Raw genomic sequence first — 26,151 nt, forward strand, 5'->3', positions numbered from 1 at the left:
ATAGCTTGTAGCTTGCAGCTATTTTAAAACTTTACTTGAATTTTTGTTGCTTTTATATCAGTAAATAATACAGTTTCCTGGTTTACTACTTTCTTTTTGCCCTTTCCTTCTTCCGTTTCCATCACAATGGCCGCATCGCTTACCTCTAAAAGTTTTCCTTCTTTTTTTGAGGTATCATTCAGCAGCACCTCCACAGAGCGCCCAATATTCTTCTTATACTGACGGGTATTTTTCAGGGGTTCATCTAAACCCGGAGAAGAAACTTCCAGTGAGAAATCATCGGCCGGGAAAAGTCCGCTTTCTTCTAATTGCTTGTACAGCGCCCGGTTATAGCTTACTATGGCAGACAGAGGTAAGCCTTCGTCGCTATCAATAAACACCTTTACATTGTTAGTAGGTTTTATTCGCACTTCCACCAGAAAATGCGCCGGCTGCTGTTCCAGCAACCCGTTGATCATTTGGGTGATTGTCTGAATTTGAGTCTCTGTTTGCATAGTATAAAAGAAGAAGGGAACGTCCTCGTTCCCTTCTTTCTATCAATTTCCTTTGCAAAGGTAAGCAATACGTTAATTAACTTCCAAATAGAAATTGAATAAAAGCCATACTATAACTTTGTTTTACCATGTTGCAATTTATTTTATACTTCATACTAGCCTATTTTTTATATCAGCTGATCTTCAAGATCATTATACCGGTTTACCGCACTACCCGCCAGATTAAGAAAGGATTTCGGGAAATGCAGGAGCGGATGAACGGCCAGCCTGGAGAGCAACCCAATCCTTTTCAAAATACCACAGCGTCCAATCAACCAGATAAAGGCAAGCAAGTGGGTGATTATATAGATTTTGAAGAAATAAAAGAATAATACTGAATTTCCCTATTTTTGCACTCCTTTAAAATTTTGTTCTGCTACAGCAGGGCGCGGATCCTTAGCTCAGATGGTTAGAGCATCTGACTCATAATCAGAGGGTCGCTGGTTCGATCCCAGCAGGATCCACTCAGAATCAAGGACTTACAGCAATGTAGGTCCTTTTTTATTTCTGTTTGCCCTAAATCACCTATTATAAAGAACGCCTAAGATATTAGGGTTGCAGATTTTAGGGGTTATAAAGTTTGATTGCTTGCCTGCAATTAATTTCGATCCAGAGCTGCAAGGCTAACCAATTAAATACACTTATTCCTTTCATATAGCATTGAATAACATACTGCAATGTATCTGTAATATTTTTTCTACAAAGCTTTGCTAATGTGCCATCCTTTTTACTTTTGTTGTTGGTCTAAAAAACCCAACAACGGCCATTGCTAAGAAAAGATAACCTACTCGTCCAACAGCAGCTTTTTTTACCACTAAACCATTCAACCCTTTTTAATGAAATCAGTACTACCTTACATCATACTTTCAAATAAATTAACCCTTGCCAGTGCCGTCTGAAACCTCACACCAAAAATCCAACTTACCATTCATACAAGGTGGTGGCGAAATGGGAGAATTAATCCGCCATTTCAATTGGGATAACGTTTGTATTGGCCCCCCTGGCCAATGGCCACTGAGCCTGCGTATTACCATTGGCAATTTACTTAACTCCGCCTTTCCCATGTTCTTGTTTTGGGGCAGCGAACTTACCTGCTTTTATAACGATGCATTCCGACCAAGTCTTGGCATTGATGGCAAACATCCCGCGATAGGTAAAAAGGGTAAAGAGGTCTGGCCGGAGATATGGAACTTTATCGGTCCTTTAATTGAGGGTGTAATGACAACAGGGAAGCCTGTTTGGTTTGAAGACCAGTTGGTGCCTTTTTACCGAAACGGCAGAATGGAAGATATTTACTGGACGTTCAGCTACAGTGCAGTGGTAGGAGACGATGGGACCATTCAAGGAGTACTGGTGGTGTGTACCGAAACAACAGAAAAAGTACTAAACCTTAAAAAGCTACATGAAAGCGAATCACAATTTCGAAACATGGTGGCGCAGGCCCCTGTGGCCATTGCCTTTACGCTTGGTGAGGATTTGGTTGTTGAAAGCGTCAATACACCAATGATTAGCGCTATGAGAAAGACTTCTGAAAGCGAGATCGTTGGAAAAACACTGCTTCAGGTGTTACCCGAATTAGAAGGCCAAGCCATTTTAGAAATTGTGCGAAATGTACTCAGAACTGGAGAATCTTTTAAAGGTTTCGCAGTGCCTATAAAATTTCTAATAGACGGACAATTACAAGATGAGTACTTTGATCTTTCCTATACACCTATTATTGAAGAAGGGCGAATCTCGGGCGTATTACATCTTGCCATCAAAGTAACAGAACAGGTTATGTCAAGAAAGAAGCTGGAAGAAAGCGAAGCCTACCTGCAACATAGAGTAGAAGAAAGAACAAGAGAATTGGCCAACGCCAACAAAGAACTCCAACGTTCCAATTCTCAGCTCGAAGAATTTGCTCATGCCGCCTCGCATGATTTGAAAGAACCCATTCGCAAAATTCATTTTTTTACGGACCGGCTGAAGAACCAGTTATCCGATAAGATGAGTCCTGAAGATATGCGGATGTTTGGCAGGGTAGAACACGCCAGCCAGCGTATGAATTCATTGATTGACGATCTGCTGCTTTACTCACATGTCAGCCAAAGACCGCATGAAAAAAAGACTATCGACCTAAATGAGAAGATGAAACGACTACTGGAAGATTTAGAGTTGGATATAGCGGAGAAAGCGGCAGTAATAACCATTGGCGAACTGCCTGTCATACAGGGTCATCCAAGGCAGTTGCAACAACTTTTTCAAAACTTATTAACCAATGCACTGAAATACAGTCGTGCGGATGTGGCACCACATATAGAGATTACAGCAAAATTGGTCAGCGGAACAAGACACGATTTGTTACCAGATAAGCGTTACCACCTGATAATAGTAAGCGACAACGGCATTGGCTTTGAGCAGGAGCAGGCCGAAAAAATCTTTCAGATGTTTCATCGCTTACATGGTAAAACTGAATATGAAGGCACTGGTGTTGGGCTGGCCATTGCAAGAAAAGTAGCAGAAAATCATGGAGGTAAGCTCACCGCTCAAAGTGAGCCGGGAAAGGGAGCCATTTTTAATTTGTATTTGCCAGTTGAATAAATTAATAACTAGAAAGACCTGTTTTTTCTTTACCACCGCGTTTCTGCCGCCAAAGCCTAACAGTTATTAACAGATGAGATCAATCCTGTAATCAACTTAAATAAGCGACAGTGAATCCCCGCAAAACCTTTTACCTTTAAGGAATTAGGGTTTCCGTTAATTGAAAGTACCAAGCAAATCATATAGTATTTGCTTCTGAAATTTTATTTATTTACCTGATTATTCAGAAATATGCGTAGGCTGGGTGCATGGGCAGTAAATAATAAACAGTGCATTATTAAATTGCTGCTCCCACTACTTTTTGTTTTTAGTTCTTGCAACGATTCAAACAGAAAAGGGGGCAAAGCAGTTTCCGTCATAGACACCAATAAGAATGGTGAAATCAGAGGCACACTTGTACAACAAAGCACAGACAGCTTTCTTAATATACTGCGCAACGCACAGAAGGTATATGTTGGTGATTTCGACACCATGCTGAAACGCCGTATTATTCGGGTACTCGTCCCTTATAGCCGCACCCTTTTTTTTAATGATAAGGGAAAAGAATGTGGGGTTACCGCAGATAACTTCCGGCAATTTGAGATATATCTCAACAAGAAGTACTACAAGAAGCCAGTAAGTATTCCTTTCACCGTGGCCTTTATTCCCACTCCACGCGACCAATTGATCCATCATCTACAACAAGGACTGGGTGACATTGCCGCTGGAAACCTTACGGCAACAGAAGCGCGATTAAAGCAGGTTGATTTTGTAGCACCAAAAGAACAAGGCAGCGTATCTGAAATTGTTATTAACCGCACAAAAGACCCAGCAATAACAAATGTAGAACAGCTGTCAGGCAAAACCATTCATGTACGCAAATCTTCCAGCTACTTTGAGAGCCTGCAAAACTTAAACAACAGACTTAAGTTAGAGGGTAAGTCACCTGTCCTGCTAAACATCGTTTCTGATGATCTGGAAGATGAGGATCTGATGGAAATGCTCAACGCCGGTGTGATTTCAGATATTATAGTTGACGACTGGAAGGCGAAAATGTGGGCACAGATCTTACCCGGAATAAGAGTAAACGAACAGGCCGCTATGAGTAGCGGAGGGTACATTGGTTGCGCTTTCCGTAAAAACAGCCCCTTGCTCGCTGCTGAATTAAACGACTTCTATTACAATTATGAGAGAAACCTGGCGAGTATGCCCTACCGCCTAAAGAAATATTATAAGAAGGTGAAAGAGCTGCAGGATCCTACTAACTCCGGCAATACCAATCGCTACAACGAGATCATCCAGTTGTTCGAAAAATATGGGGACAAATACGACTTCGATCCATTGATGCTGGCTGCCATGGGATTCCAGGAGTCAAAACTTGACCAAAGTAAGCGAAGCCCGGTAGGCGCCGTTGGCGTAATGCAACTCATGCCTACCACCGGTGCCGAAATGAAGGTAGGCGACATCAACATTACAGAGGCCAACATTCATGCTGGAACTAAGTACATGGACCAACTCATGACAACTTATTTCCAGGATGCTCACTTCGACCTATTCAATAGATCGCTATTTGCATTTGCCTCTTACAACGCAGGCCCCAACAAAATAGCTAGTTTACGAAAGCTGGCTGCTGAGCGCGGCCTCAACCCGGACATATGGCTAAACAATGTTGAAATTGTAACCTCTGAAAAGGTAGGGTTGGAAACCACCACTTATGTTCGAAATGTTATGAAGTACTACTACTCCTACAAGCTAATGCTGGAGCGCAGTAAGGAAAAATCTAAAGCACTAACCGGCAGTGTAGCCGAAAAGAGCAATTAGACAACGACTTTTGAGGCTGGAAAGATGTGTTAAACCCAAATAAAAAAGGCTTACACATAGTGGCAAGCCTTTTTACTTTATAGATAGCAATCGTTCTCTGATGTAGTTCGCTTATATCAGCTCACTTAGCTGATTTCTTCCTAAAATTCAGGTTCACTCCTCATTGCTCCCAATGACAGTTCACTTCCTTTAAAACCTAAGTAGCGTTCCGCATCTGGCGTTGTCCGGCTCTCCTATTTCCATCATTTAGTTATTGGATTGATTCGACCACAACATCGTTTGTAATAAGAAAAGACTTCAATATTGACATTAGCTGATCAATCTCTTCTTTTGTATTCTCTTTACTGAAGGAGAAGCGAATTGTAATGCATTCATCCGTTTTTTGAAGTGCCTTCATCACATGCGACCCGCCGCCACTGCTACAAGCACTTCCGCCCGACACGCAGACGCCTTTCAGATCGAGATGAAATAGCAGATCTTCACTTTCTTTCGTTTTCGGGAAACAAACACTCAACACAGTATATAATGATTCTTCCGGGCCATTGAAAGAGATACGAGGAATGGCTTGCACCAACAGTTCCTTCAAATACGTCTTCAAACTAGCAATGTACTGGCTATCCGACTCGTACGATCCCATAGCTAACTCTAGCGCCTTGGCAAAACCAACTATCCCATAAACATTCTCCGTACCCGCACGTAGGCTTCGTTCTTGACCACCTCCGTAAAGAAGTGGCTGAATCTTTAACAATGGATGCACATATAGAATGCCGACACCTTTCGGACCATGAAATTTATGACCAGCTCCTGAAACAAAATGAACGCCTATCTCTGAAAGATTAAGTGGATAATGTCCAACTGTTTGAACGCAATCAGAGTGAAAGATAGCACCATGCTGTTCACACAAAGCACCTACAGTTTTGATATTCAGAAGGCTGCCAATCTCGTTGTTTGCATGCATCAGTGAAACCAAACATTTATGCCCCTGGCTGGTTTGTTCCATTAATAGCTGTTCGAAACTAGTATAGTCAATACTACCATCGGTCTTTAATGCTACGTAGAATACAGGAATTTTATTTTGTTGGCCATAGTATTCTACGGTATGCAATACCGCATGATGTTCGATGGGCGAAGTAATGATACAGGTACAACCCAAATCGCGGATAGCCGCACTAATAGCCGTATTGTTGCTTTCTGTTCCCCCGCTTGTAAAATAGATGGCAGAAGCCTTAACGCCCAATAACTGCGAAACAGACTTACGTGCCGTTTCAATGGCCATGCGGGTTGTACGTCCGATAGAATAAGTAGAAGAGGGATTACCGAAATGGTTGGTCAAAAAAGGTAGCATAGCTTCCAACACTTGCGGATTTAAACGCGTGGTAGCAGCATTGTCGAAATAGATTGTATGACTCATAATTTTTTTTATATCAGTTTAAATCGAGGTACTAGTTATTATCCCTTCTTTACTACGCCATTAATCAATTCCTTAATGACGTGATTGATGTTATCCATACAAAGGAAAGAATTCGATCAATCCGTTTAGCTTTTCAATTTAATAAGAAAGGGTAAGTAGACACAAACCCTTTTACACGATGAGAAAAACACCAAATGCACATACTTACGGCCTAACCAGCCTACTATTTTATTAGAGGTAAAGATTTTTTAAATCCATTGATTACGCTTTGCCATTATTGTATTCAGCTTTTACCTTATCCAACAGTGCTTTATAGTTTGAAATTTTGAAACGCATGACTCAAATCGAATTCATTTACTATAGCATATCCTTTGGCATTACTGATTTATGGTAAAATATGGCGGGGATCATTATGACAGTTTCCATAAAGTAGAAGCGGTGACATTCAATTCAATTGTATAAAACATTCAATTGAATGTTTTAGAAATTCATTTGCGCGCTTAAGTTCCTACAATGGCGAGTGAGCATTTTTTTAAAGTGGACGAATTACTAAAAACACTTGACCAATATGCCTTTTGGGATTATTTGTATGTTGGAGATTTTCTGAATAGGAGGCTGAAAGTCAGGAGTACATTACATATAGAAAAAGGGAGGATACACTTCAAATGAACCAGCCTATCGCAAGCCCTAATTAAAGTAGCGGAGTCTTGTTGTGCATAGGTGCTCACCGCCTCAGGTTGACCGGCGGCCTGCGCTTGTGCATCAAGGAAAAAGTGGAAAAGATAGAAGAAGCAAGGCAACGAAGAACAATAAGTCTCTAATCCTGTTAATCACACTAATCCAAACAATCCGCGATCAACTGCTTAGACAAGGACTTAAACCGGTTACCCAACGGCGGCTTCTCGCGGTGATCGATCGATACTACCAACACTTGTGGCTTCTTTTCTAAGCGTGCGTTTGCACAAGCTTCTGGCAACAGTTGTTCAAACGCACCCGGTTGGGTAACAGCATAAGCTGTTGCACCCAGCGATTCAGCAAACTGCACCAGGTCAGGCGCTCCAAGGTCATAATAAGGATCATCCATCTTATCAAACTGGTTGGCCACCGTCATTTCACCATGATGCACCATACCATAAAAGTTGTCGTACAACACGATGTACACCACGCCTACGCTATAGCGGGCCGCCACTTGCAGCTCCACCCCATTCATTAAAAAAGCACCATCACCAGTAACACAGATACAAGTGGTATCAGTACTTCCCAATTGCCCGCCAATGACGGCGCCACTGGCCCAGCCCATAGAGGAAAAACCACAAGGCACATAGGCTTTGGCGGGCGCCTCTAGCTGCATAAAATGCGAGAAGTAACCGGTACAATTACCCATATCCACAAAAAAGGAATAGGCATTGTCTTTAGCCAGGTGGCTTAACTGGTGAAATATAGATTGAGGTTTCAGCGGTACACAGTCCGCCTCCAGTTTGTCAGCATCGTCAAATGGTAAACACCGGTTCTTAAATAGCTGCAACTGCAACAGGCGCTCGCCGGTCCGTTGTGGATACATATTTCCCACTCTTTCCTCTATAGAGAACAAGCCCGTTAAAAAGCTTTCAATGTCTGTTTGTAAGCGATGTGTTGTCCGGTATGCACGCCCTATCACCTTTGCATTTAGATCTACATGTATAAATGCCTGTGTTGCTTGCAACGCCTCGCTCCAGCGGCCAGTAGCCCACTCGTTTAGCGAACTGCCCAACACCAACACCACATCAGGCGCGGCCTCTTCAAAATAGGTTTCACTATAGCGGGAAGCTCCCATTCCAAATACACCTAGCGAGGCCAGCGTAGACTCGGGAAACAATCCCTTACCCTTAGGACTGGTTATTACACCAATGCCGTATGAATGCGCAAACGCTTCAAACTGGGCTGCCAACTCCACATTTTTAAAGGCCTCCCGGCAACCAGCACCCAATAGAATAACTGGCCTTTCAGCTTCCTGCAACAGTTGATAAACATCATAAACTATAGCTTCCACCAACAATGGCTTTGGCTGCAAATAGCTGTCATATACCCGCTGTTCTGGAAATAGTACGTGGCTAATAGTTGCCGATGCAATATTGAGTGGAATAGACAGATGCACTGCCTGCCGCGGACTGGCAAACGCCGTTTGTAACGCACGCGAAAACAACAAAGGGAAATTAGCGGCACTCACGGCCGTTTCACTAAACCCACAGGCCCTACCCAATACATCTGTAATGTTCACGCCCATATCTATACTGTCCTGAATAGCGCCTTTGCCGGCAGTATCAGTAGCTGTTTGTCCCGTTATAAGCAACAGCGGCACGCCATCGGTGTGCGCACTTACCAGCCCCGTCAGGGCATTGGTAGCACCGGGGCCTGCCGTAGAAAATACCACGCCTAGCTTACCGCTAGTGCGGGCATAGCCATCGGCCATAAAGGCCGCCCCTTCTTCATGCCTACTGATGATAAACCGAATGCTTGGGTGCTCTCGCAACAGTTTTAAAAAAGGATGAATGTAACCGCCGGGTATACCAAATACATATTCCACACCCTCCAGCTCCAAATATTTGATCACTAGTTCAGCTACCGTTATGTTTTGTAGGTCTTTATAGGTATGCATCATTGTTATTGAAATAAAAAAGGAATGAATGGTTATAGTGTTGGCAGCCATTGAATAGCTACCGAACGTCTATTGCGGGAGTTAACACCCTCCAGCCCTGCCGGCTTGCTGGATACGCCTATCAGCACCACTCCAAACAGTTTTTGTTTACGCGACAGCTTCAGGTCTTTACGCAGCCAGGGAAAGGCATGGTTGTAGGAAAACTGAATACAGGAGTCTACCCCGCGTTGTTTAGCGGCCAGCGTCAGTCCATAAGTAAAATTGGCCAATGAGGCTTTCACCGCGTTTTGCGCCACCCGGTAATCGCGCCGGCTACGCAAAGCCAGCTGTATAAAAGCAGCCAGTTTCTTTACCGGCGACTTCACCGCACCCATGCGGTGCCAGAAAAGCGACAAGGCCGCCAGTGATAACTGGTTAAATTCCTTGAGCGTAGGCTTGTCGTAATAAATAGCAATGACCCGTGGCGTGCCTTTTACCACTACCTGCTGCTGATACGTTTGCATTACCTGCTGGTTCACCTCCCACGAAGTTTTTTGATGACTGCTGGCATGGCTTAACAGTGCTACACGCAGCGATGGCAATACCGACTCCCAACCCAATGCCTCATACCGGTCGCGAAACTGCTGCGACGCCTTTTCACTTAATACCGCTACCCGCCAAGGCTGCATATTGCCGGCCGATGGCGCCCAGGAGGCATCGTCAATAATGGCCTGTACAATGGAATCAGGAATAGGCGTATTCATAAAATGGCGTACAGACGCCCGCGCACGAATCGTTTCTGATGCAGTCATTGGTGGTGGTGTTTGTGGTTTAAAATGGGCTGAATAATTCAGTGGCTACCAGCCGTTACCAAAAGAAGAAAAACCCTAAGCCCACTCCTAGCGAAGCCGGCATAAACTGCCAAACGTTTATACACAACTGTAATTAAACTGGTATCTATTGCGAGACGCTTTTTTGTTATATATCTCGCCGGTATTTGAGATTTGAAGTGTGAGGTTTGAAATCAGGTGGCTCGCAGAGCACGCATAGAGAGAGAAACCACAGAAACACAAGAAAAAGAAGGGTCACAGAGAAAAGGTGGCCCGCAAATGGCGCAGATATCGTTTCCGGTTTCAAGTTTCTGGTTTCTTGTTTCAACTTCAGCTTTCATCCCGATTGCTAATCATAACGCTGCGGGCCTTTGTCATCCCGAACGCATTGAGGGATCTCAGTGATTCACAAATAAAGTCGGACTGCTATTGTAAATTCTCTCCGCTGTCATCCTGAACTCGATCCTGAGCTAGTTTACCCTGAGCACAGTCGAAGGGAAGGAAGCATCCGATCTCACACCAAAAGAATAGCCAAAACACACAAAGACACGTACCCTAATGACCACCTAGCCCTTTCTCCTAATCCCAAAACCTCCCCAAATCCCGGTTCAGCCAGTCCATCCTCCACTGCTGCTCCATGGTTCCTTCATGGTAGCTTCCTAGTAAAGCCATAGTAACGTCATAGTAACCTGTGGGTAGCCTGTAGGTTCACCCGTATCTCACCCGTATCTCACCCGTATCTCGGCCGATCCTTCGGCCCTACCTAACCCGTACCACTACCGTATATCAGTCTATGACCCCCCCGTAGAAATAGTAAAAAAGTCTAATAAGAAAGGCTAGAAATGCCCCAAAGAGAAGAGCCCTAAAGATACAAAACCACTCCCACTCATCCTTCTTCTCTCCTCTCTAATGAACATTGCTCATTGAAAATTGAGCATTGAACATTTCCTCCACTTCTTCCTTCATCATTCCTTGTTCCTTGTTCAATATTCAAATCGGCTGTTTTGCATGCAGCGTGCAGCTTGAAGCGTGTAGCTTACTTCATACAGCGCCTGGCCTCCCTTCTCCCATTCCGAATTAAGGTATCTTTATCGCTGATCAACATGAAAAAATCGTCTTCTATAGTATTGACATCTGTATTGGCGCTGGCTATTGCTGCCTGCAACGACAAGGAAGATCAATGGATCACCGGCGATGAAAACGGCCAGGTGCGTGACACCGCTACCAGCAGTGGCCACTACCGCTACTATGGTGGCTTCTGGTACCCTATCTATGGCGGCCGCATTAACCCCGGCCGATACAATGGCGCCAGCGCACACGATATTGTTAACCCCGGCTTTCGCTCCAGCACCGTCCGTACAGGAGGGTTTGGCAGATCCGGCTCCTTCGGCAGTTAAACATGAAAAGACTTTCTATTACCCCACGACCGCACTGGCAGACAACCGTGCAAGAGCAAGGCTTTGTTTTTTATAAGGATTATTATAACGAAACGGCAGCCTATGAGTTTTCGGCCGATGAAGTAGACCAACTGGAAAGTGCTACCGCAGAAATCTTTGATATGTGCCTGGCTGTGGTGGAGCATGTGATTCAACACCAGCTGTGGGATCAGTTCTTTATTCCCAAAGCCTACGCCGAGTTGATCACGCACTCGTGGAAAGAAGATGCCATTTCTTTTTACGGCCGTATGGACCTGGCCTATGATGGCAAGAACATTAAGCTATTGGAGTTTAATGCAGACACGCCTACCTCCCTACTGGAAGCCAGCGTGATTCAATGGTACTGGCTGCAGGAGCATAACAAAGCACTGGACCAGTTCAACTCTATTCATGAAAAGTTGATGGCCCACATGAAGGTGTGCCAGGAATATTTTCTACCCGGCAAACTATTCTTTGCCTGCTCGCATGACAGTGAAGAGGATTTTATTACCACCAAGTACCTGGAGGATGTGGCCCAGCAGACAGGCATTGACACCGCCTTCCTCTACATAAATGAAGTGGGTGTGGATGACCGCGAACTGTTTTGTACCCCGCAAGGCGAGATCATGCGCAATATCTTTAAACTCTATCCTTGGGAGTGGATGTTTGGCGAGGAGTTTGGCCGCTACCTGGCCATTAACCAATATGGCATGAATTGGATAGAGCCGCCCTACAAAGCCATCCTGAGCAACAAGATGGTGCTTAAATACCTGCATGATCTTTTCCCCAACTCGCCCTATATTCTTCCCTGTGCGTACGGCCAGCCCCTATCGGACAGCTATGTACGCAAACCGGTGTATAGCCGCGAAGGCGCCAACGCCATGATCGTGCATAAAAATGTGGTGCTGGAAGAAACCAGTGGTGAGTATGGTGAGGAGGGATATATTTTCCAGGAATATTTTCCCATTCCCAAACACAATGGGCAAACACCTGTTATTGGCAGCTGGCTGATTGGTGGTGTACCTGCGGGCATGGGCATACGCGAATCCAGTGGTTTAATTACCGGCAACACCAGCTTGTTTTGTCCCCATTACTTTGTGCCCCGATAATCGGCACAGCTTTTATAGTTCTTTTAAAGGCTTGTTAACGTTTGGTTGACTGAATACCAATACTTTTGCCGCATCAACAAATACTATGAGAAGAGTTTTTCTTTTTGTTTTAGCTATCATCGCAGCAGGCAGTGTTATGGCGCAAACTGATTCAGCGTCTCGCAGCAACATGATAAGTCATAAAAACATGCCGCGTTCCGGCGATCATTTTATGCTTCAATTTGGTTACCTGGGCTGGAATGGTACACCGGACTCTATTAACACCAGTGGCTTTCCCCGTACAGGTAATGTTTATTTCCTGTTTGATTTCCCTTTTAAAACCAGTCCGCAGTGGAGTGCAGCTATAGGAGCCGGTATTGGTAGCGACAACATGTACTTTAAAGAAACAAGTGTTGGTATCAAAGACATCACCTCTTCCCTGGTATTTAAAAATTTGGCTGATACCAATAGTTTCAAAAAATATAAACTGTCTACTGTTTACCTGGAAGCACCTGTAGAATTGCGTTTTACAGCTCGCCCCGACGACAACAAGCATAGCTTTAAAGCGGCACTGGGTGTTAAAGCAGGCTTATTAATGAGCGCTATGGTAAAAGGAAAGAACCTGGAAAACAAAGCCGGTAATACCATCAACAGCTATACAATGAAGGAGAAGAGTAAGACCTTCTTCAACAAGAACCGTATTGCGGCCACTGCTCGCCTGGGTTATGGCCCGCTGAGCCTGTTTGGCTCTTACCAGTTCACTACTTTATTTAAAGAGGGCGTAGCCCCTGATATACGTCCATTTTCTATAGGACTTACCTTAAGTGGCCTATAAAGAAATTATGGCTTAATTTTTAAAGCGAACTCGTAAGGGTTCGCTTTTTAATTTTGCACCACATTATGATCGAGAAAAAGAATATAGTAAAACACGAAGAACGGGCGGTACTGGTTGGCGTAATTCAAAAAGACCAAACCGAGCACCAGGTAAAGGAATATCTTGACGAGCTGGCTTTCTTAGCCGAAACGGCCGGCGCAGTAACGATAAAGAAGTTCATGCAAAAACTGGCTCATCCTGACAGTCGCACCTTTGTAGGAAAAGGAAAGCTGCAGGAAATAGCGGAATATGCGAAGCTGCACGACGTCAGCATGCTCATATTTGATGATGAGCTATCGGGTGCACAAATCTCCAATATCGAAAAGGAAACCAATACCAAGACCATTGACCGGTCCGATCTGATCCTGGACATTTTTGCCCGCCGGGCCAAAACGGCGCAAGCCAAAGCCCAGGTAGAACTGGCGCAATACCAATACATTCTTCCCCGCCTGCGCGGTATGTGGAAGCACCTGGAGCGTTTGGGTGGAGGTATTGGTACAAGAGGTCCGGGTGAAACCGAGATTGAAACCGACCGTCGTATTGTGCGCGACAAGATCTCGCTATTGCGCAAGCGCTTGGCCGAAATAGACAAGCAGGCCTTTACCCAACGTAAAGACCGCGGCGAGTTTATCCGTGTGGCACTGGTAGGTTATACAAACGTAGGCAAGAGCACCATCATGAACCTCTTAAGTAAGAGCGATGTGCTGGCGGAGAACAAACTCTTTGCCACACTGGATACCACCACGCGCAAGATCGTATACGAGAACACGCCCTTCCTGTTAAGTGATACAGTTGGATTCATCCGCAAGTTACCTCACCATCTGGTTGAAAGCTTTAAGAGCACACTGGATGAAGTGCGTGAAGCAGATATACTACTTCATGTAGTGGACATAGCGCATGCTAATTATGAAGACCAGATTGGTGTGGTAAATAAAACCTTACAGGAACTGAAAGCTTTTGACAAGCCTGTTCTAACAATTTTCAACAAGATGGATCTGTACATCAAACACACGTTTGACGAGTGGTTGGAAGAAAGCACCAAGGAAGAAATCTTAAAAGACCTGAAGGAGCGCTGGCAGGATGCCACACAAGGCAATGCCATTTTCATATCGGCCCTGGAGCGCACGCATATTGATGACCTGCGCACCGCTATCCTTGAAAAGGTGCGCGAAATGTATAAGATCCGATATCCGTATAAGACGGCATTCTTCTACTAGTCTGAACCGGGATTTGGGGAGATGAAGGGATTAGGAAGAAGAGACGCCAGGCTGTTTCGCTTGTAGCTTAAAGCTTGTAGCTTGCAGCTTTCCTTTCACGTCTCACTTGTTCAATCGCTCTCCGTTTTCAACGGGTGAACTTGTAAACAGGTGAACTCGTAAACTACAAAAACACACATGGATTTTAAAAAGAGGAACTGGGTTCGCGTTGCCCTATCGGTGGAAGAACTAGGCATTGATGAAAAACAAGTAATAGAGGCCGATGCGGATGGCAAAATGGTTTGTATTGGTAAATATGATGGGAACCTGTTTGCGTTTGCACAGAAATGTCCGCATGCAGGTGGCTTTTTTAAAGAGGGTATTATTGACAATGCGGGCAACGTACTATGTCCACGTCACCGCTATAAGTTTTGTGTAAAGAACGGCCGCAATGTGAGTGGTGAGGGCTATTATTTAAAGCATTGGCCGGTGGAAGTAAGGGAAGAAGGCGTGTTTGTGGGACTAGAGGCTGGAGGCTGGAAACTTTTCTAAAAAATCTTTTGATTTTTTTTGTTGAAAATGAACAAGTAAAAGAGGTTTCCCCTATTTTTGCCATCCCAAAACGGGAAATTCCTCCTTAGCTCAGTTGGTTAGAGCATCTGACTGTTAATCAGAGGGTCGTTGGTTCAAGTCCAACAGGGGGAGCAGAAAAAAGCCTTGGTAGTGATACCGAGGCTTTTTTGTTTTTGCGACTTCTCAAGAAAAGACCTGCACTAATATCTTCTTTGTGGAAAGCCTTGTCTTATTTCAGTTGTTGGTGCGGCTACCGCACAAGAGCCAAGAAGAACACCAATAGCAAAAAGGAGATTCAGCGAAAAAGAAATGACAAGAAAACACTTCAATAACCGATAAGGAATTTTTATATTTAAGAAACCATGGCCATGGTCTTCAAACAGACTGCTATATACGCCCTGCTTCTATTGAATTGCTTTCTGATTGCTTGCGGAAAAGATGATAACAAACCTTCGGATAAGAGTTCTAATAAAGTCTCTGCAACCATTCAATTACCCAACACAGCCCCCTTTACATTTACTGTTTCCGGTGAGGCAGTAAAAATAAATCCTACATATCCTGGTGCATCCGAATACCATATCAACGCACAAGATTCAGCGAACAGGACCCTATTTATGCATATACCTATTGTTACGGCGCCCGGAACCTACCCGATAACAGCAAGTTCAGTAGTAGTAGGTAATGGAGAAGGTTCATTGTCATATAACAACGACCTTAATGGCACAGGCCTCAGTAATAGTTTCACAACCATATATCCTTCTGCAACAGCGAAAGGAAGCGTTACTATAACCGTAATCAATACCAAACGCATTGAAGGCACTTTCACCGCCCGGGCAAAAAATAGTCTTGGCGAAGAAGCGGTCATTACCAATGGGAGCTTTATAGGAAACTTATAATTGCTACAGCCAGGTTTACCTTGCTATTCGTAGGGTAAGATAAATTTTTACGCCGTTGTTGGTGTTTCTCCTAGCCCTTGTGACGCGGCTGCACCAACAACAACTACCAAGTATAGGTATTTTACTAAAATAGTATCTTGGCTGAAGATACTATGGCTACCCTACTTACTGAATACCCGCAGTTTTTTACCGCTACCTGCTTGGAGTGGAAGCGATTACTCCAGCCCGACAAATACAAAAATCTGGTAGTGAAAAGCATGCGGTTTTTAGTAGACAATAACCGCGTGAGAATTTATGGATTCGTCATCATGAATAGCCACTTGCATCTAATCTGGCAAATGAAGGGCGGCCACCGACCACAAGATGTACAAAGAGATTTCCTAAAGTTCACCGGCCAGCAAATCAAACAAGACCTGTTGCTAAACCATCCTGAGGTCTTGGAACACTTTAAAGTACAGGCACGCGACCGCCACTACCAGCTTTGGGAACGCAATGCCTTGTCCGTGGAACTGCGAAGAGAAAATGTCCTGACATAGAAGCCCCCAGCCATGGTTCGTGTCCCCACGAACCACACATGTAATTACACGTCGGTGCTATACTGTTATATAACTATCAATTCCCCGTTCGGGCAGGGCTGTGCAGCCTGTCGGAAGCTTATCACTTTTCGTCCGCTCATTTTTATGAAACGGGTATCGATAACTGGGGCTTTCTCACCCATTACAAAAACTGAAGTGGCAGGAAGGATTACTATATCAGCGCTATACAGAAGTTATGTGTTGTTGGTGCAGCTGCCACACAAGTGCTAAGAGGAACACCAACAACGGCGGAAAAAAATGAAAAGCCTGCTTGAAACAGGCTTTTCATTTTTATTATTTTAAACTATACCGTATACCTCCATAGAACATACGTCCAATAACTGGCCCCCAGATCATAGATGCATCAAAATAAGGGCTAAATGGTTGGTCCGCTGAAATTATTACGTCCTTTTGAAAGTAGTTGGTCAGATTCTCTCCACCCAAGTACAAGTCCACATTACTGTTTTTACCCAGTGTTTTGCTAACCTGGGCATTCATGAGTACATAAGCTGGTGAAGAAACATCAAGTTGATATGCAACTGGATTGCTAGCAGTGGAAGGGATTCTTTTCCTTCCATTGTAGTTCACGGTGTAATCCAGCTTCCACCCATTGATTTCATATCCTATATTGGCAAAACCGCGGTTCTTAGCCGTGAATGGCCTTTCCAACAGACTACCGCTAAAGGTTGTGTTTACATCAAAATAACGGTACGCTAGCCGCACATTAAGCTTGCGTAAAGGTTCTACTGTCAGCTCTGTTTGAAAGCTATTGGAAAAGGATTTCCCATTTAAGTTGTAAAAGGATACTGTTCTGGGATCTTCCAGATCCACCACTACCTGATCTTGGAAATCGTTGCGGAAGTACTCTACACTTAACGAGCTGTTTCGGTTAAACAGTTTGAACTTTTGGTCCACACTGATGCCTTTGTTCCAGGCTACCTCTGGATTTAACCCATAGGCTTTACCCACAGTGGCCGGCAAAATGTTGACAGTTCGTGCACTCACCAACACACTGTTGTTTTCGGCAAAAATGTTGGCCGTGCGCTGGCCTCGACCTATACTACCGCGTATCGTTGTTCCTTTAATGGGTTCATACCTTATGTTGAGTCTTGGTGTTGTAAACCAGCCGTACAAGTTGTTATAATCCTCACGGATGCCAGCTACAACATCTAACCTATCCAACGGACTGTACGTGTACTCAAAAAAGCCACCAGGAACCGTTTCCCTACGGTTGTAGTTTATCCCGTTAAATTGTTCTTTGTATTGGTCGGAGACAAAGCTCAACCCTGTTCTAAACTTATGTTGGCTATTACCGATGATGGATTGGTAAATGAGGTTGGAATAAAAGTTCTGTTGTTCACCGTTATAAGTGGTTAACCCAAAGTAAGAATCTTGGTCATGATTGAACGCAGAAAGCTGTAGGCCAATGCTTTTGTACTTCTTTTCAGGAAACACATAACCGATCTTTCCAAAGGCTTCTATACGGCTGGTGTTAATTCCCAGACCATATACATCCGTGGTCAACTTGTGCTTGGAAGGATCAAAGGTCACCTGACCACCTGTTTTCTGATCCTCCAGCATCTTAACTCCAAATTGAGTCATCAGTCCTTTATTGTTGTCATAACTCCAGCGGTTGACCGCACTAAACAGATTCCCTGTAGGCAGATCCTTAAAGCCATCGCCATTGAAGTCAAGGGACTTATTTTTCAAAAATGCATCATGGAGTAGCAACGTAGTAGCCCACTTCTTTCCCACCTTTTGCGTGAGATTCAGGTTGAGATCGGTTTTGCCGAAGTCGTTTACATATACGTTGGCAAAGAGCCGTTCACTGGTAACAGGCTTTTTTAGTTCCAAGTTGATTTGTCCTGCAATGCTTTCAAACCCGTTGGCTACCGATCCTATTCCCTTGATCAACTGGATGGACTCGATCCAGGTACCAGGAATGGAATTAAGGCCTTGCGAGGTGGCCAGTCCCCTGGGGCCCGGAAGGTTTTCCACCGTCAACTGGGTGTAATTACCCGACAGGCCTAGCAGCTGGATTTGCTTGGAGCCAGTCACTGCATCATTGTAGGATACATCCACCGAAGGGTTGGTTTCAAAGCTTTCGCTTAGGTTACAGCAAGCCGCTTTTAACAGCTCCTTTCTGGTCATGATAGCGGTGCGGAACGGATCGTAAGCGTTAATGTAGGTAGCTGGCCTTCCGCCCGCTGTTACTTTTACTTCATTGAGTTGTTTGCCTTGGGCTAAGATGATCTTTAACTCCTTAGTCGGCACTACTGCTAGCGTATCGGGTTGATACCCTGCGTAGCTGACTACCAGCCGACTACTGTTGGCTGTGTTTGCAATGGTAAATACACCCGCAGAATCGGTGGCCGTCCCAATAGTTGTGCCCAGCCAGATTACGCTGGCTCCTACCAAGGGCTTAAAGCCCCCTTTCTGGTCTTCCTCCAGCACTACACCCACAATGGTGTGCTGACTTGTCGGGTAAGCTTTAATTGAGTTGAAAACACTATCTGGTACCGTGGTTAAAGAACTGCTCTGGAGGGTAACAGAAGTGTTTTGTGTGGTCATATCCTCCATTCTTTCTATCTCCCGATAACGGCAGCAAGCGGGGAGAGAATTATATACCGCATCGCTAGCTTTTTTCAGGTAGGTATCGTGGCCAGCAGCTGCGATACGGTTATGAACTTTATCCAGCGTAACACGTAATGGATCAAGGGTGAGTGTAAGTAGCTTGGAATCCACATTCCACGCCGCAGTTTTTACACCTTTACCTTTTGCAGCCTCTTCGATGCGGTGTTTACACATCTCACACACACCAAAGACTTTAAAAGTTACAGTAGAATCAGTTTGAGGGGTTTTAGTCACATCCTGCGCGGAGGCATTTGTTGAGAAAAGTAGGAATACACTTCCCAACAGAAGTGACCATATAATGGATTTCATGAAAAAATGAATTTGAGTGATTGAATATAATACTGGAGCTGTCACGTACAACATTGGGTACGTGATGGTTCATAAAGTCAATCACTTCAATCAAATTCGATAAACGCAGTTTTTGATAAATAATGGTACAGGCGAGACAACCAGTGGTGGGCCTGTCGCATACTCGTTGACTGGAATCTTCTGGGTAGGAATCAACAAGTAACACGCTGCTGCTTGGACAGTTGAGGTGAGATCTTTATGTACAGTGATCCATTTAGTCCCAGGTTCCTGATCGGATTTTATTTTGAATTCCAGCTGTTTACTGTCGCAACAGCGCTTGAAAGCGCCGTCTTTTTGGGGCAGTCTTTATTATGCGCCGCAGAAAACGAAATCTTATCCAACTTACCGCAGCAATAATGCAGATGAAGCGTCGCTCCCGCAGAAGCAACTCCGTACACCAGTATTACAAATAGGGTAAGTAGCTTTTTCATTTCTTCTTCAAAGTTAAGACAGACCAATTTAGCAGTGCATGACTTGGATCAGTCTAAAGTTTATTTACAACAACTTTTCTTAGGCATCAGAAACAATATGATCTTCTTTACCCATTTCATACAGATCGTTTTTATTAGTTTGTAAAAGCAAATTTCTTACGGTTATAACAATTGCAGTAGAACTTTTCAACGGTTTTATGGTGTTTTACAAAAGCAAATTCTTACCTAAAGCTTGTTCTTAATAGTTGGGCATTAAAAGCAACCACGATTGTACTTAAACTCATTAATACGGCACCCATGGCAGGACTTAAGGTAAAGTGGGGGGGGTACAAGACACCAGCAGCTAGCGGAATGGCAACTATGTTATATCCCACCGCCCATACCAGGTTTTGGATCATCTTTCGATACGTAGCGCGTCCAAAAGCAATCATTTCTACTACATCTTTGGGATCACTGTTGACCAATACTATATCGGCGGTTTCAGCTGCCACATCCGTTCCAGAACCAACCGAAATGCCCACATCTGCTTGTGCCAGGGCAGGAGCATCGTTTACCCCATCGCCTGTCATGGCTGTTACCTCTCCCTTATCCTGAAACTCTATAACCTTTTGCTGCTTTTCATGTGGCAGTACATTAGCCAGATAACCATCCATTCCTAGTTTGTTAGCAACAGCTCCTGCAATACGCTCGTTATCCCCTGTTAACAAGAATGATTTAATCCCCATCTGTTTGAGGGTAGTGATCGCATTTGGGGCCGTTTCACGAATGCTATCCGCCAGCGTAATAACGCCAGCTGGCTCATTATCAATTAAGAGGGCACTAACAGTTTCGATGTCCTGATTACTTATGTCTGAAATAGTGGGTATAGGTAATTTTTACGCCATTGTTGGTATTCCTCCAAGTTTTACGCCGTTGTTGGTGTTCCTCCTAGCCCTTGTGCCGCGGCTGCACCAACAACTGAAATATGACGAGATGTTCCAGCTATAAATTATTTACCTGCAGCTGTGTTGTTGGTGGGCTGATCACATGACCTTCGCCTCAACACCAACAAAGGCGTAAAAAAGACTAAAGCATAAGAGATGTACACTTTTCATGTGGCGGATACAAAGAAACCCAATGATATAAAAAGATAGGTACTTCTAATACATACAAGTTTTTTCCCCGTTGTTGACCTTGAAACTGGCGCATTCCATGATAAAAACACAGAAAAAGATGTGTTAAGCAGTTACCATTTATTTATTCTACAAAATACATATTTAAATCGCCTTTTCCCTTCGCATTTATCTTCCCCCTTGGAATACAATTGTATCTCCCCTTAATTAATTCATAGGTGGTTTCGGAAATATTGATCTTTCCAACTTCACCATTGGTTTCCATCCTGCTGGCGGTATTTACAGTATCTCCAAAAAGATCATAGGCGTATTTCTTTTTACCAACAACGGCGGCTACAACGGGGCCAGAATGAATTCCTGCCCGCATTTTCCATTGTAGCTCATTCTTTTTGTTTCGCTCTTCTAAATACCTGAACATTTGTTTAGCGGCTTCTACACAATGGAACGCATGGTCCTCATTTATTTCCGGCACTCCACATGCAGCAAAGTAAGCATCCCCAATGGTTTCTATCTTTTCCATTTGGAGTCGTTCCATAATATCGTCAAAGTGACCAAATATCTCATTCAGCTCATCCACAAGTTTAGTGGGAGAAATGGATGAAGACATTTGTGTAAAATCTTGAAAATCGGTGAACAGGATGGAAACATTCTCAAATAATTTGGTGGTAGCCTTTCCCTGGCTCTTAAGTTCATCGGCCACCTGTTTTGGTAAAATGTTCAGCAATAACTCATCTGACTTTTTCTTTTCTTCTAAAATGAGGAGTTCTGCTTTTTTCTTCTCTGATATATCCCGGATAATGCCACTATAATATCTTTTGCCATCGTTATCCCAACTTCCAAGCGTAAGTTCAATAGGGAATTCTTCGCCGTTCTTCTTTACAGCGTTCAATTCAAGGACATGTCCAAGTACAGGGGGCTCCTTTCTTTGATTCATTCTTTCTATACCTTCATCATGCCGTTGATGTAATGCGCGAGGAATAATCAATGTCAAAGGTTGGCCAACTGCCTCTTCCGCAGAATAACCAAATATGTATTCTGCTCCTTTATTCCAGAATACAATTTTTTTGGTTTCATCAGATGTAATGATCGCATCATTTTTAGAACTGGCTATTACCTGGAATCTTTTGTTTTGCTCCTCAACAAGGTTTGCGATCTCATTTAATTTGGAAAGATGATAATCGATGTTTCCGTAATAGTTGACGTCTTTTTGGGAATTCTCTTCAGCCATGAACTGAGTAGTTAATAGTTGTATTTTTTCGCCATTGTTGATGTCCCTTCCAACTCTTGGACTGTAGCTTCACCAACAACAATACTAAATGCAGGTATTCTACTAAAATGGTATCTTAACGTAAGATACAATACCTGCCCTAATTAGGAAATACCCGCAGTCTTTTACCGCTACTGGCTTATCCTATCATAAAAGCGAAGAAAAAAAATGTGCTACGCCATTTCTTTAAATGGATAGGTAGTTGACAAATGGTTTGCAAAAACCTACCTCCTACAATAAAGCTATTGCTGTGGATTAAAGTATTTGGTAATTATTTTTTAAAAAGTATTTTGGCTGTCAATTCCCCAGCATTAATCTACCACCTGAATGAGCCCTATTAAAGCAGTTTTCGCTTCGTTACTTTCTATAATCTCCGTTACATTAATTGCACAACAACCAAGGTTGGTATTACCAATAGGACATACCAATAATGTGCAGTTTGAGTCCATCAGCCCAAATGGAAAATACGTCGTCACCGTTTCCTCAGATAAAACCGCCAAGCTCTGGGAAATAAATACCGGCAGGCTATTAAATACATTTACTGGTTTTACCGGCGTAGTGAACAGTGTTGAGTTTAGCCCCGATGGAACGAAGATCATCACGGGTGCCAAAGATGGAAAAGTAAGGATATGGGATGTATCTACCGGTGCCTTATTACAAGATCTGAAGGGACACAAACAGGAGATCGCCTCAGTAAAATTCAGTCCGGATGGTCAGTATGCAGTATCCGCATCTATTGACCAGAGCGCAAAGATCTGGAATGTTGCAACCGGGGCGCTGATTCATTCCCTTGAAGGGCATCGATCTTTTGTATCAATGGCTTCTTTCAGCACTACCGGCGATTATGTGCTGACGGCTTCATGGGATTTTACGGCTAAAATATGGGATACTAAAACAGGACAGCTGGTACGCACATTGACTGATTCAACCAAGCTCGTTAATCTTCCGTTGAACTTCGCTTATTTTTCCCCAGGAGACAAATATGTTATTACGGCTTCAAAAGATAATAGTTTGTCTATCTGGGATGCACAATCAGGAAAACGAATCAGGGAGCAACGAAAACATACCGATGAGATCCGTTCGGCATGTTTTATTAATAAAGGAAAGTATTTTGTCACTTCTTCTTATGATCATACTGCCAAAGTATGGGAAACAAGCACAGGCGATCTTGTATATGACCTGGTGGGGCATAGCGACAAGGTATATATGTCTTCGCCAAGTGCAGATGGCAAGTACCTGGTAACGGCCTCAGCAGACGCTACAGCCAGTATCTGGGATATGACAAACGGAAAGCTGGCGCGTACACTAGCAGGGCATCTTTCTGATGTTATGTCGGCCTTTTTCACACCTGACGGTAAAAAGGTCGTTACTTCATCCTGGGACAGAACAGCAAGAGTTTGGAATTTTTCTAATGGTAAAACAATTTCCGTTCTGAAAGGACATTCCTTTCATTCTACATCACTTTGCCTGGATGATAAAGGGCAAAAGCTCTATACAAATACGTATGATAATGGTGGCGAGTCAAGGGTATGGGACCTTTCTACCTTGAAACTGATCAAAGCGTTTGATTATTCAGTCTTCAAAAAATCGAATGTTTATTTCAGCTCGGATATTAACGCCGGTAATCTGAGCCATGATGGAAAACTGTTTGCAGCTTGTCCGGAGGTGCTGGAAACAGCATCGGGAAAATTAAAATTTAGGCTCCAGCTCAACGACTCAGCATCTTACTCGGAAGGTATTTTCAGTCATAGTGGTTCACTTATAGCGGCCAATACATTCATCTATAAGGAGAAGGATCCTGTTATCGCTTGCCGGATATGGGATGCTGCTAACGGCAAATTATTGCATACGCTCAAAGGACACAGAGATATGTTAGGAAGGATTGGCTTTTCACCGGACGACAAGAAAATTGTGACCACTTCATGGGATGGAACGGCAAAGGTTTGGGAAACAGCCACGGGTAAATTATTATTTACACTTTCAGGTCATACAAATAAAGTTATGAACGTCGTCTACAGTCCGGATGGTAAGTATATCGCCACGGGTTCAGATGATAAAAATGTAATGTTATGGTCGGCCACCACGGGTAAATTACTGCATACACTAATCGGTCATCCATGGGTGATAACAGAGCTGCATTTTAGTGCGGATAGTAAATATTTACTAAGCACCTGTGGCGGCCGTGGTTCGAATGCTATTTTATGGGAGGCCGAAACAGGCAGACTTATTTACAAGATAGGAGATGAACAGAACTCTGTTTCTAATGCCGCTTTCAGTACAAAGGGTGAATATGTTCTTATTTCGCATCATAACAGCCTTGCAGAGATCTATGAAACAACAACCGGTAAATTAGTACACCAATTAAAGGGACATACCGACGAAATATATAGCACGACAGCTGATAAGGATGATAAGTTTGTGTATACCGTTTCCAGGGATGATCAATTGAAGTGCTGGGACCTAAAGTCAGGTGGTCTCCTTTATACTTTTTTTGCAGCTGACAGTATGGACTATTTTGTCCAGACCCCTTCTGGCTATTACCAGTCTTCCCAAAATGCGGCAAAATTACTTCACTATGTTACGAATGATTTAAAGGTGCTCAGTTTTGAACAACTCGATGTTAAATATAATCGCCCCGATAAAGTACTGGAGACAATTGGCAATTCCGATTCTACCCTTATCAAAAGCTATAGAAAGGCATGGGAGAAAAGGATAAAGAGACTTGGAATTGACACCACTGCTTTTAGGGAAGGTTTCAGTGTTCCGGAATGTGATTTTGTAAACAGGGATGATATAGCGTTTGAACAAAAAAATGAAAAACTAGTACTGCATATTAAAGCATCCGATAATGATTTCAACCTTGATCGTTTCAATGTATGGATCAATGAGGTGCCGGTATTTGGCCAGCGTGGCATTGACCTGAAACAAAAACAATCTCACTCTTTAGACACGTTGCTGACGGTTGTTCTTTCCGAAGGCAACAATAACATAGAGACCTCAATAACCAATGTAAACGGAATAGAAAGCTATCGCCTACCGATAGCAGTAGCCTATATGCCTGCAACCCCGCAGGCAGAAAAGCTGCATTTCATCGGTATTGGCCTGGACCATTTCAACGAGCCAAAACACGACCTTAATTATTCGGTTAAAGATGTAAGAGACTTAGCCATCAGTCTTAAGAAAAAGTATGGTGCTGCAATCCAAATGGATACGCTATTTAATGAAGCAGTAACTACTACAAGTATAGCAGCACTGAAAACCAAATTGTTGAGCAGCGCTGTAAACGACAAGGTCATTGTGGCTTACTCCGGTCACGGCTTGCTATCAAAGGACTTTGATTATCACCTGTCTACTTATGACGTAAACTTTTCCAGACCAGAAGAAGGTGGTCTTCCGTATGATGAACTGGAAGCACTGCTGGATGGTATACCGGCACGTAAAAAGCTTATGCTTATTGATGCCTGTCACTCAGGGGAAGTCGATAAAGAAGAATTTCAAAAGATTGCCCAGGCCAATGAAGCGGCCGCTACGAGCAAGGGAGCAAGAGGCACCACACCCTTAGTGTTGAATTCCAGGAAAGATGGCATGAAGAACTCCTTTGAATTGATGCAGCAGCTCTTTGTTAATGTAGGTCGTTCTACCGGAGCTACGGTAATTTCAGCAGCTGGTGGCACCCAGTTTGCCTTGGAGCGTGGGGACTTAAAAAACGGCGTGTTTACCTATTCGATTTTAGAGTATATGCAAGCACATCCAACGGCAAGCGTGAGTGAGTTAAAAGCGTATGTGAACCAACGGGTACCTCAGCTCACCAAAGGTGCACAACAGCCTACTACCCGCAATGAAACCAAACAGGCAGATTGGCAGGTGTGGTAGGGCGTTAGGCTCCCTTTCCCCCCAGCCGTGGTTCGTGTCCCCACGAACCACACTTGTAACTACACGTCGGTGCTATACTGTTATATAACTATCAATTCAGG

The 26,151-nt window shown here is 43.7% G+C and carries 20 protein-coding genes and 2 tRNA genes; 13 read left to right on the forward strand and 9 right to left on the reverse strand.

Annotated features, from left to right (window positions below; translation table 11 throughout):
- Positions 1-23 precede the first annotated feature (23 nt).
- Positions 24-494 carry an LSm family protein gene (locus SY85_RS13450; RefSeq protein ID WP_066405315.1) on the reverse strand — a complete coding sequence of 157 codons (471 nt, stop codon included), beginning with the start codon at positions 492-494 and terminating at the stop codon, positions 24-26.
- Positions 495-622: 128 nt separating this feature from the next.
- Between SY85_RS13450 and SY85_RS13455 the strand changes: the two genes are divergently transcribed.
- The 4 genes from SY85_RS13455 (at position 623) to SY85_RS13470 (ending at position 4,913) form a co-directional block, all read left to right on the forward strand.
- Positions 623-865: a hypothetical protein gene (locus SY85_RS13455; RefSeq protein WP_066405317.1), complete on the forward strand. Its 243-nt coding sequence runs from the start codon at positions 623-625 to the stop codon at positions 863-865.
- Positions 866-923: 58 nt separating this feature from the next.
- A tRNA-Ile gene (locus SY85_RS13460) sits at positions 924-997 on the forward strand.
- A 424-nt stretch (positions 998-1,421) separates the two neighbouring features.
- On the forward strand, positions 1,422-3,113 hold the full coding sequence (locus SY85_RS13465) for a PAS domain-containing sensor histidine kinase (RefSeq protein ID WP_226998829.1): 1,692 nt from the start codon (positions 1,422-1,424) through the stop codon (positions 3,111-3,113).
- 231 nt (positions 3,114-3,344) lie between these two features.
- Entirely contained in the window at positions 3,345-4,913 is a 1,569-nt protein-coding gene (locus SY85_RS13470; protein ID WP_226998830.1) for an MltF family protein, read from the forward strand.
- A 250-nt stretch (positions 4,914-5,163) separates the two neighbouring features.
- On the opposite strand, the gene SY85_RS13475 is transcribed toward SY85_RS13470, so the two are convergent.
- From SY85_RS13475 to SY85_RS13485, 3 genes are all read right to left on the reverse strand, one after another.
- Positions 5,164-6,324 carry a cysteine desulfurase family protein gene (locus SY85_RS13475; protein ID WP_066405324.1) on the reverse strand — a complete coding sequence of 387 codons (1,161 nt, stop codon included), beginning with the start codon at positions 6,322-6,324 and terminating at the stop codon, positions 5,164-5,166.
- Between the two features lie 835 nt (positions 6,325-7,159).
- Complete coding sequence (locus SY85_RS13480) at positions 7,160-8,962, reverse strand: thiamine pyrophosphate-binding protein (RefSeq protein WP_158512970.1); 1,803 nt, start codon at positions 8,960-8,962, stop codon at positions 7,160-7,162.
- 29 nt (positions 8,963-8,991) lie between these two features.
- Positions 8,992-9,750, reverse strand: coding sequence for a nitroreductase family protein (locus tag SY85_RS13485; RefSeq protein ID WP_066405328.1), 759 nt, complete (start codon positions 9,748-9,750; stop codon positions 8,992-8,994).
- Positions 9,751-10,871: 1,121 nt separating this feature from the next.
- Between SY85_RS13485 and SY85_RS13490 the strand changes: the two genes are divergently transcribed.
- From SY85_RS13490 to SY85_RS13525, 8 genes are all read left to right on the forward strand, one after another.
- The gene (locus tag SY85_RS13490) at positions 10,872-11,165 is read left to right on the forward strand and encodes a hypothetical protein (protein WP_148661189.1); all 294 of its coding nucleotides are present in this window, start codon (positions 10,872-10,874) and stop codon (positions 11,163-11,165) included.
- A gap of 2 nt (positions 11,166-11,167) precedes the next feature.
- Positions 11,168-12,292: a glutathionylspermidine synthase family protein gene (locus SY85_RS13495; protein WP_066405331.1), complete on the forward strand. Its 1,125-nt coding sequence runs from the start codon at positions 11,168-11,170 to the stop codon at positions 12,290-12,292.
- 85 nt (positions 12,293-12,377) lie between these two features.
- Positions 12,378-13,106: an outer membrane beta-barrel protein gene (locus SY85_RS13500; RefSeq protein ID WP_066405332.1), complete on the forward strand. Its 729-nt coding sequence runs from the start codon at positions 12,378-12,380 to the stop codon at positions 13,104-13,106.
- 65 nt (positions 13,107-13,171) lie between these two features.
- Complete coding sequence (gene hflX / locus SY85_RS13505; RefSeq protein WP_066405333.1) at positions 13,172-14,362, forward strand: GTPase HflX; 1,191 nt, start codon at positions 13,172-13,174, stop codon at positions 14,360-14,362.
- A 177-nt stretch (positions 14,363-14,539) separates the two neighbouring features.
- Positions 14,540-14,893 (forward strand): Rieske (2Fe-2S) protein, encoded by a 354-nt coding sequence (locus tag SY85_RS13510; protein WP_066405335.1) that lies wholly within the window; start codon positions 14,540-14,542, stop codon positions 14,891-14,893.
- A 79-nt stretch (positions 14,894-14,972) separates the two neighbouring features.
- Positions 14,973-15,046, forward strand: a tRNA-Asn gene (locus tag SY85_RS13515).
- Between the two features lie 236 nt (positions 15,047-15,282).
- Complete coding sequence (locus SY85_RS13520) at positions 15,283-15,810, forward strand: DUF6252 domain-containing protein (protein WP_148661190.1); 528 nt, start codon at positions 15,283-15,285, stop codon at positions 15,808-15,810.
- Positions 15,811-15,947: 137 nt separating this feature from the next.
- A complete protein-coding gene (locus SY85_RS13525) occupies positions 15,948-16,346 on the forward strand; it encodes a transposase (protein ID WP_226998831.1) in 399 nt (132 codons plus the stop codon).
- Positions 16,347-16,679: 333 nt separating this feature from the next.
- On the opposite strand, the gene SY85_RS13530 is transcribed toward SY85_RS13525, so the two are convergent.
- The 5 genes from SY85_RS13530 to SY85_RS13540 form a co-directional block, all read right to left on the reverse strand.
- The gene (locus SY85_RS13530; protein ID WP_082886431.1) at positions 16,680-19,328 is read right to left on the reverse strand and encodes a TonB-dependent receptor domain-containing protein; all 2,649 of its coding nucleotides are present in this window, start codon (positions 19,326-19,328) and stop codon (positions 16,680-16,682) included.
- A gap of 90 nt (positions 19,329-19,418) precedes the next feature.
- A complete protein-coding gene (locus SY85_RS26260) occupies positions 19,419-19,670 on the reverse strand; it encodes an HYC_CC_PP family protein (RefSeq protein WP_472342638.1) in 252 nt (83 codons plus the stop codon).
- Positions 19,607-19,798, reverse strand: a complete 192-nt coding sequence (locus SY85_RS25455) for an HYC_CC_PP family protein (RefSeq protein ID WP_148661191.1) — start codon at positions 19,796-19,798, stop codon at positions 19,607-19,609. The genes SY85_RS26260 and SY85_RS25455 overlap by 64 nt, the downstream gene beginning before the upstream one ends.
- Before the next feature lie 221 nt (positions 19,799-20,019).
- Complete coding sequence (locus SY85_RS13535) at positions 20,020-20,664, reverse strand: HAD-IC family P-type ATPase (protein WP_082886433.1); 645 nt, start codon at positions 20,662-20,664, stop codon at positions 20,020-20,022.
- Positions 20,665-21,034: 370 nt separating this feature from the next.
- Positions 21,035-22,138 carry an adenylate/guanylate cyclase domain-containing protein gene (locus tag SY85_RS13540; RefSeq protein ID WP_066405345.1) on the reverse strand — a complete coding sequence of 368 codons (1,104 nt, stop codon included), beginning with the start codon at positions 22,136-22,138 and terminating at the stop codon, positions 21,035-21,037.
- A gap of 366 nt (positions 22,139-22,504) precedes the next feature.
- Here SY85_RS13540 and SY85_RS13545 point away from each other — a divergent pair, with 366 nt between their 5' ends.
- Complete coding sequence (locus SY85_RS13545) at positions 22,505-26,050, forward strand: WD40 domain-containing protein (RefSeq protein ID WP_066405346.1); 3,546 nt, start codon at positions 22,505-22,507, stop codon at positions 26,048-26,050.
- The last annotated feature ends 101 nt before the right edge of the window (positions 26,051-26,151 follow it).

Origin of the sequence: Flavisolibacter tropicus, from assembly GCF_001644645.1 — a bacterium.
GTDB lineage: Bacteria > Bacteroidota > Bacteroidia > Chitinophagales > Chitinophagaceae > Flavisolibacter > Flavisolibacter tropicus.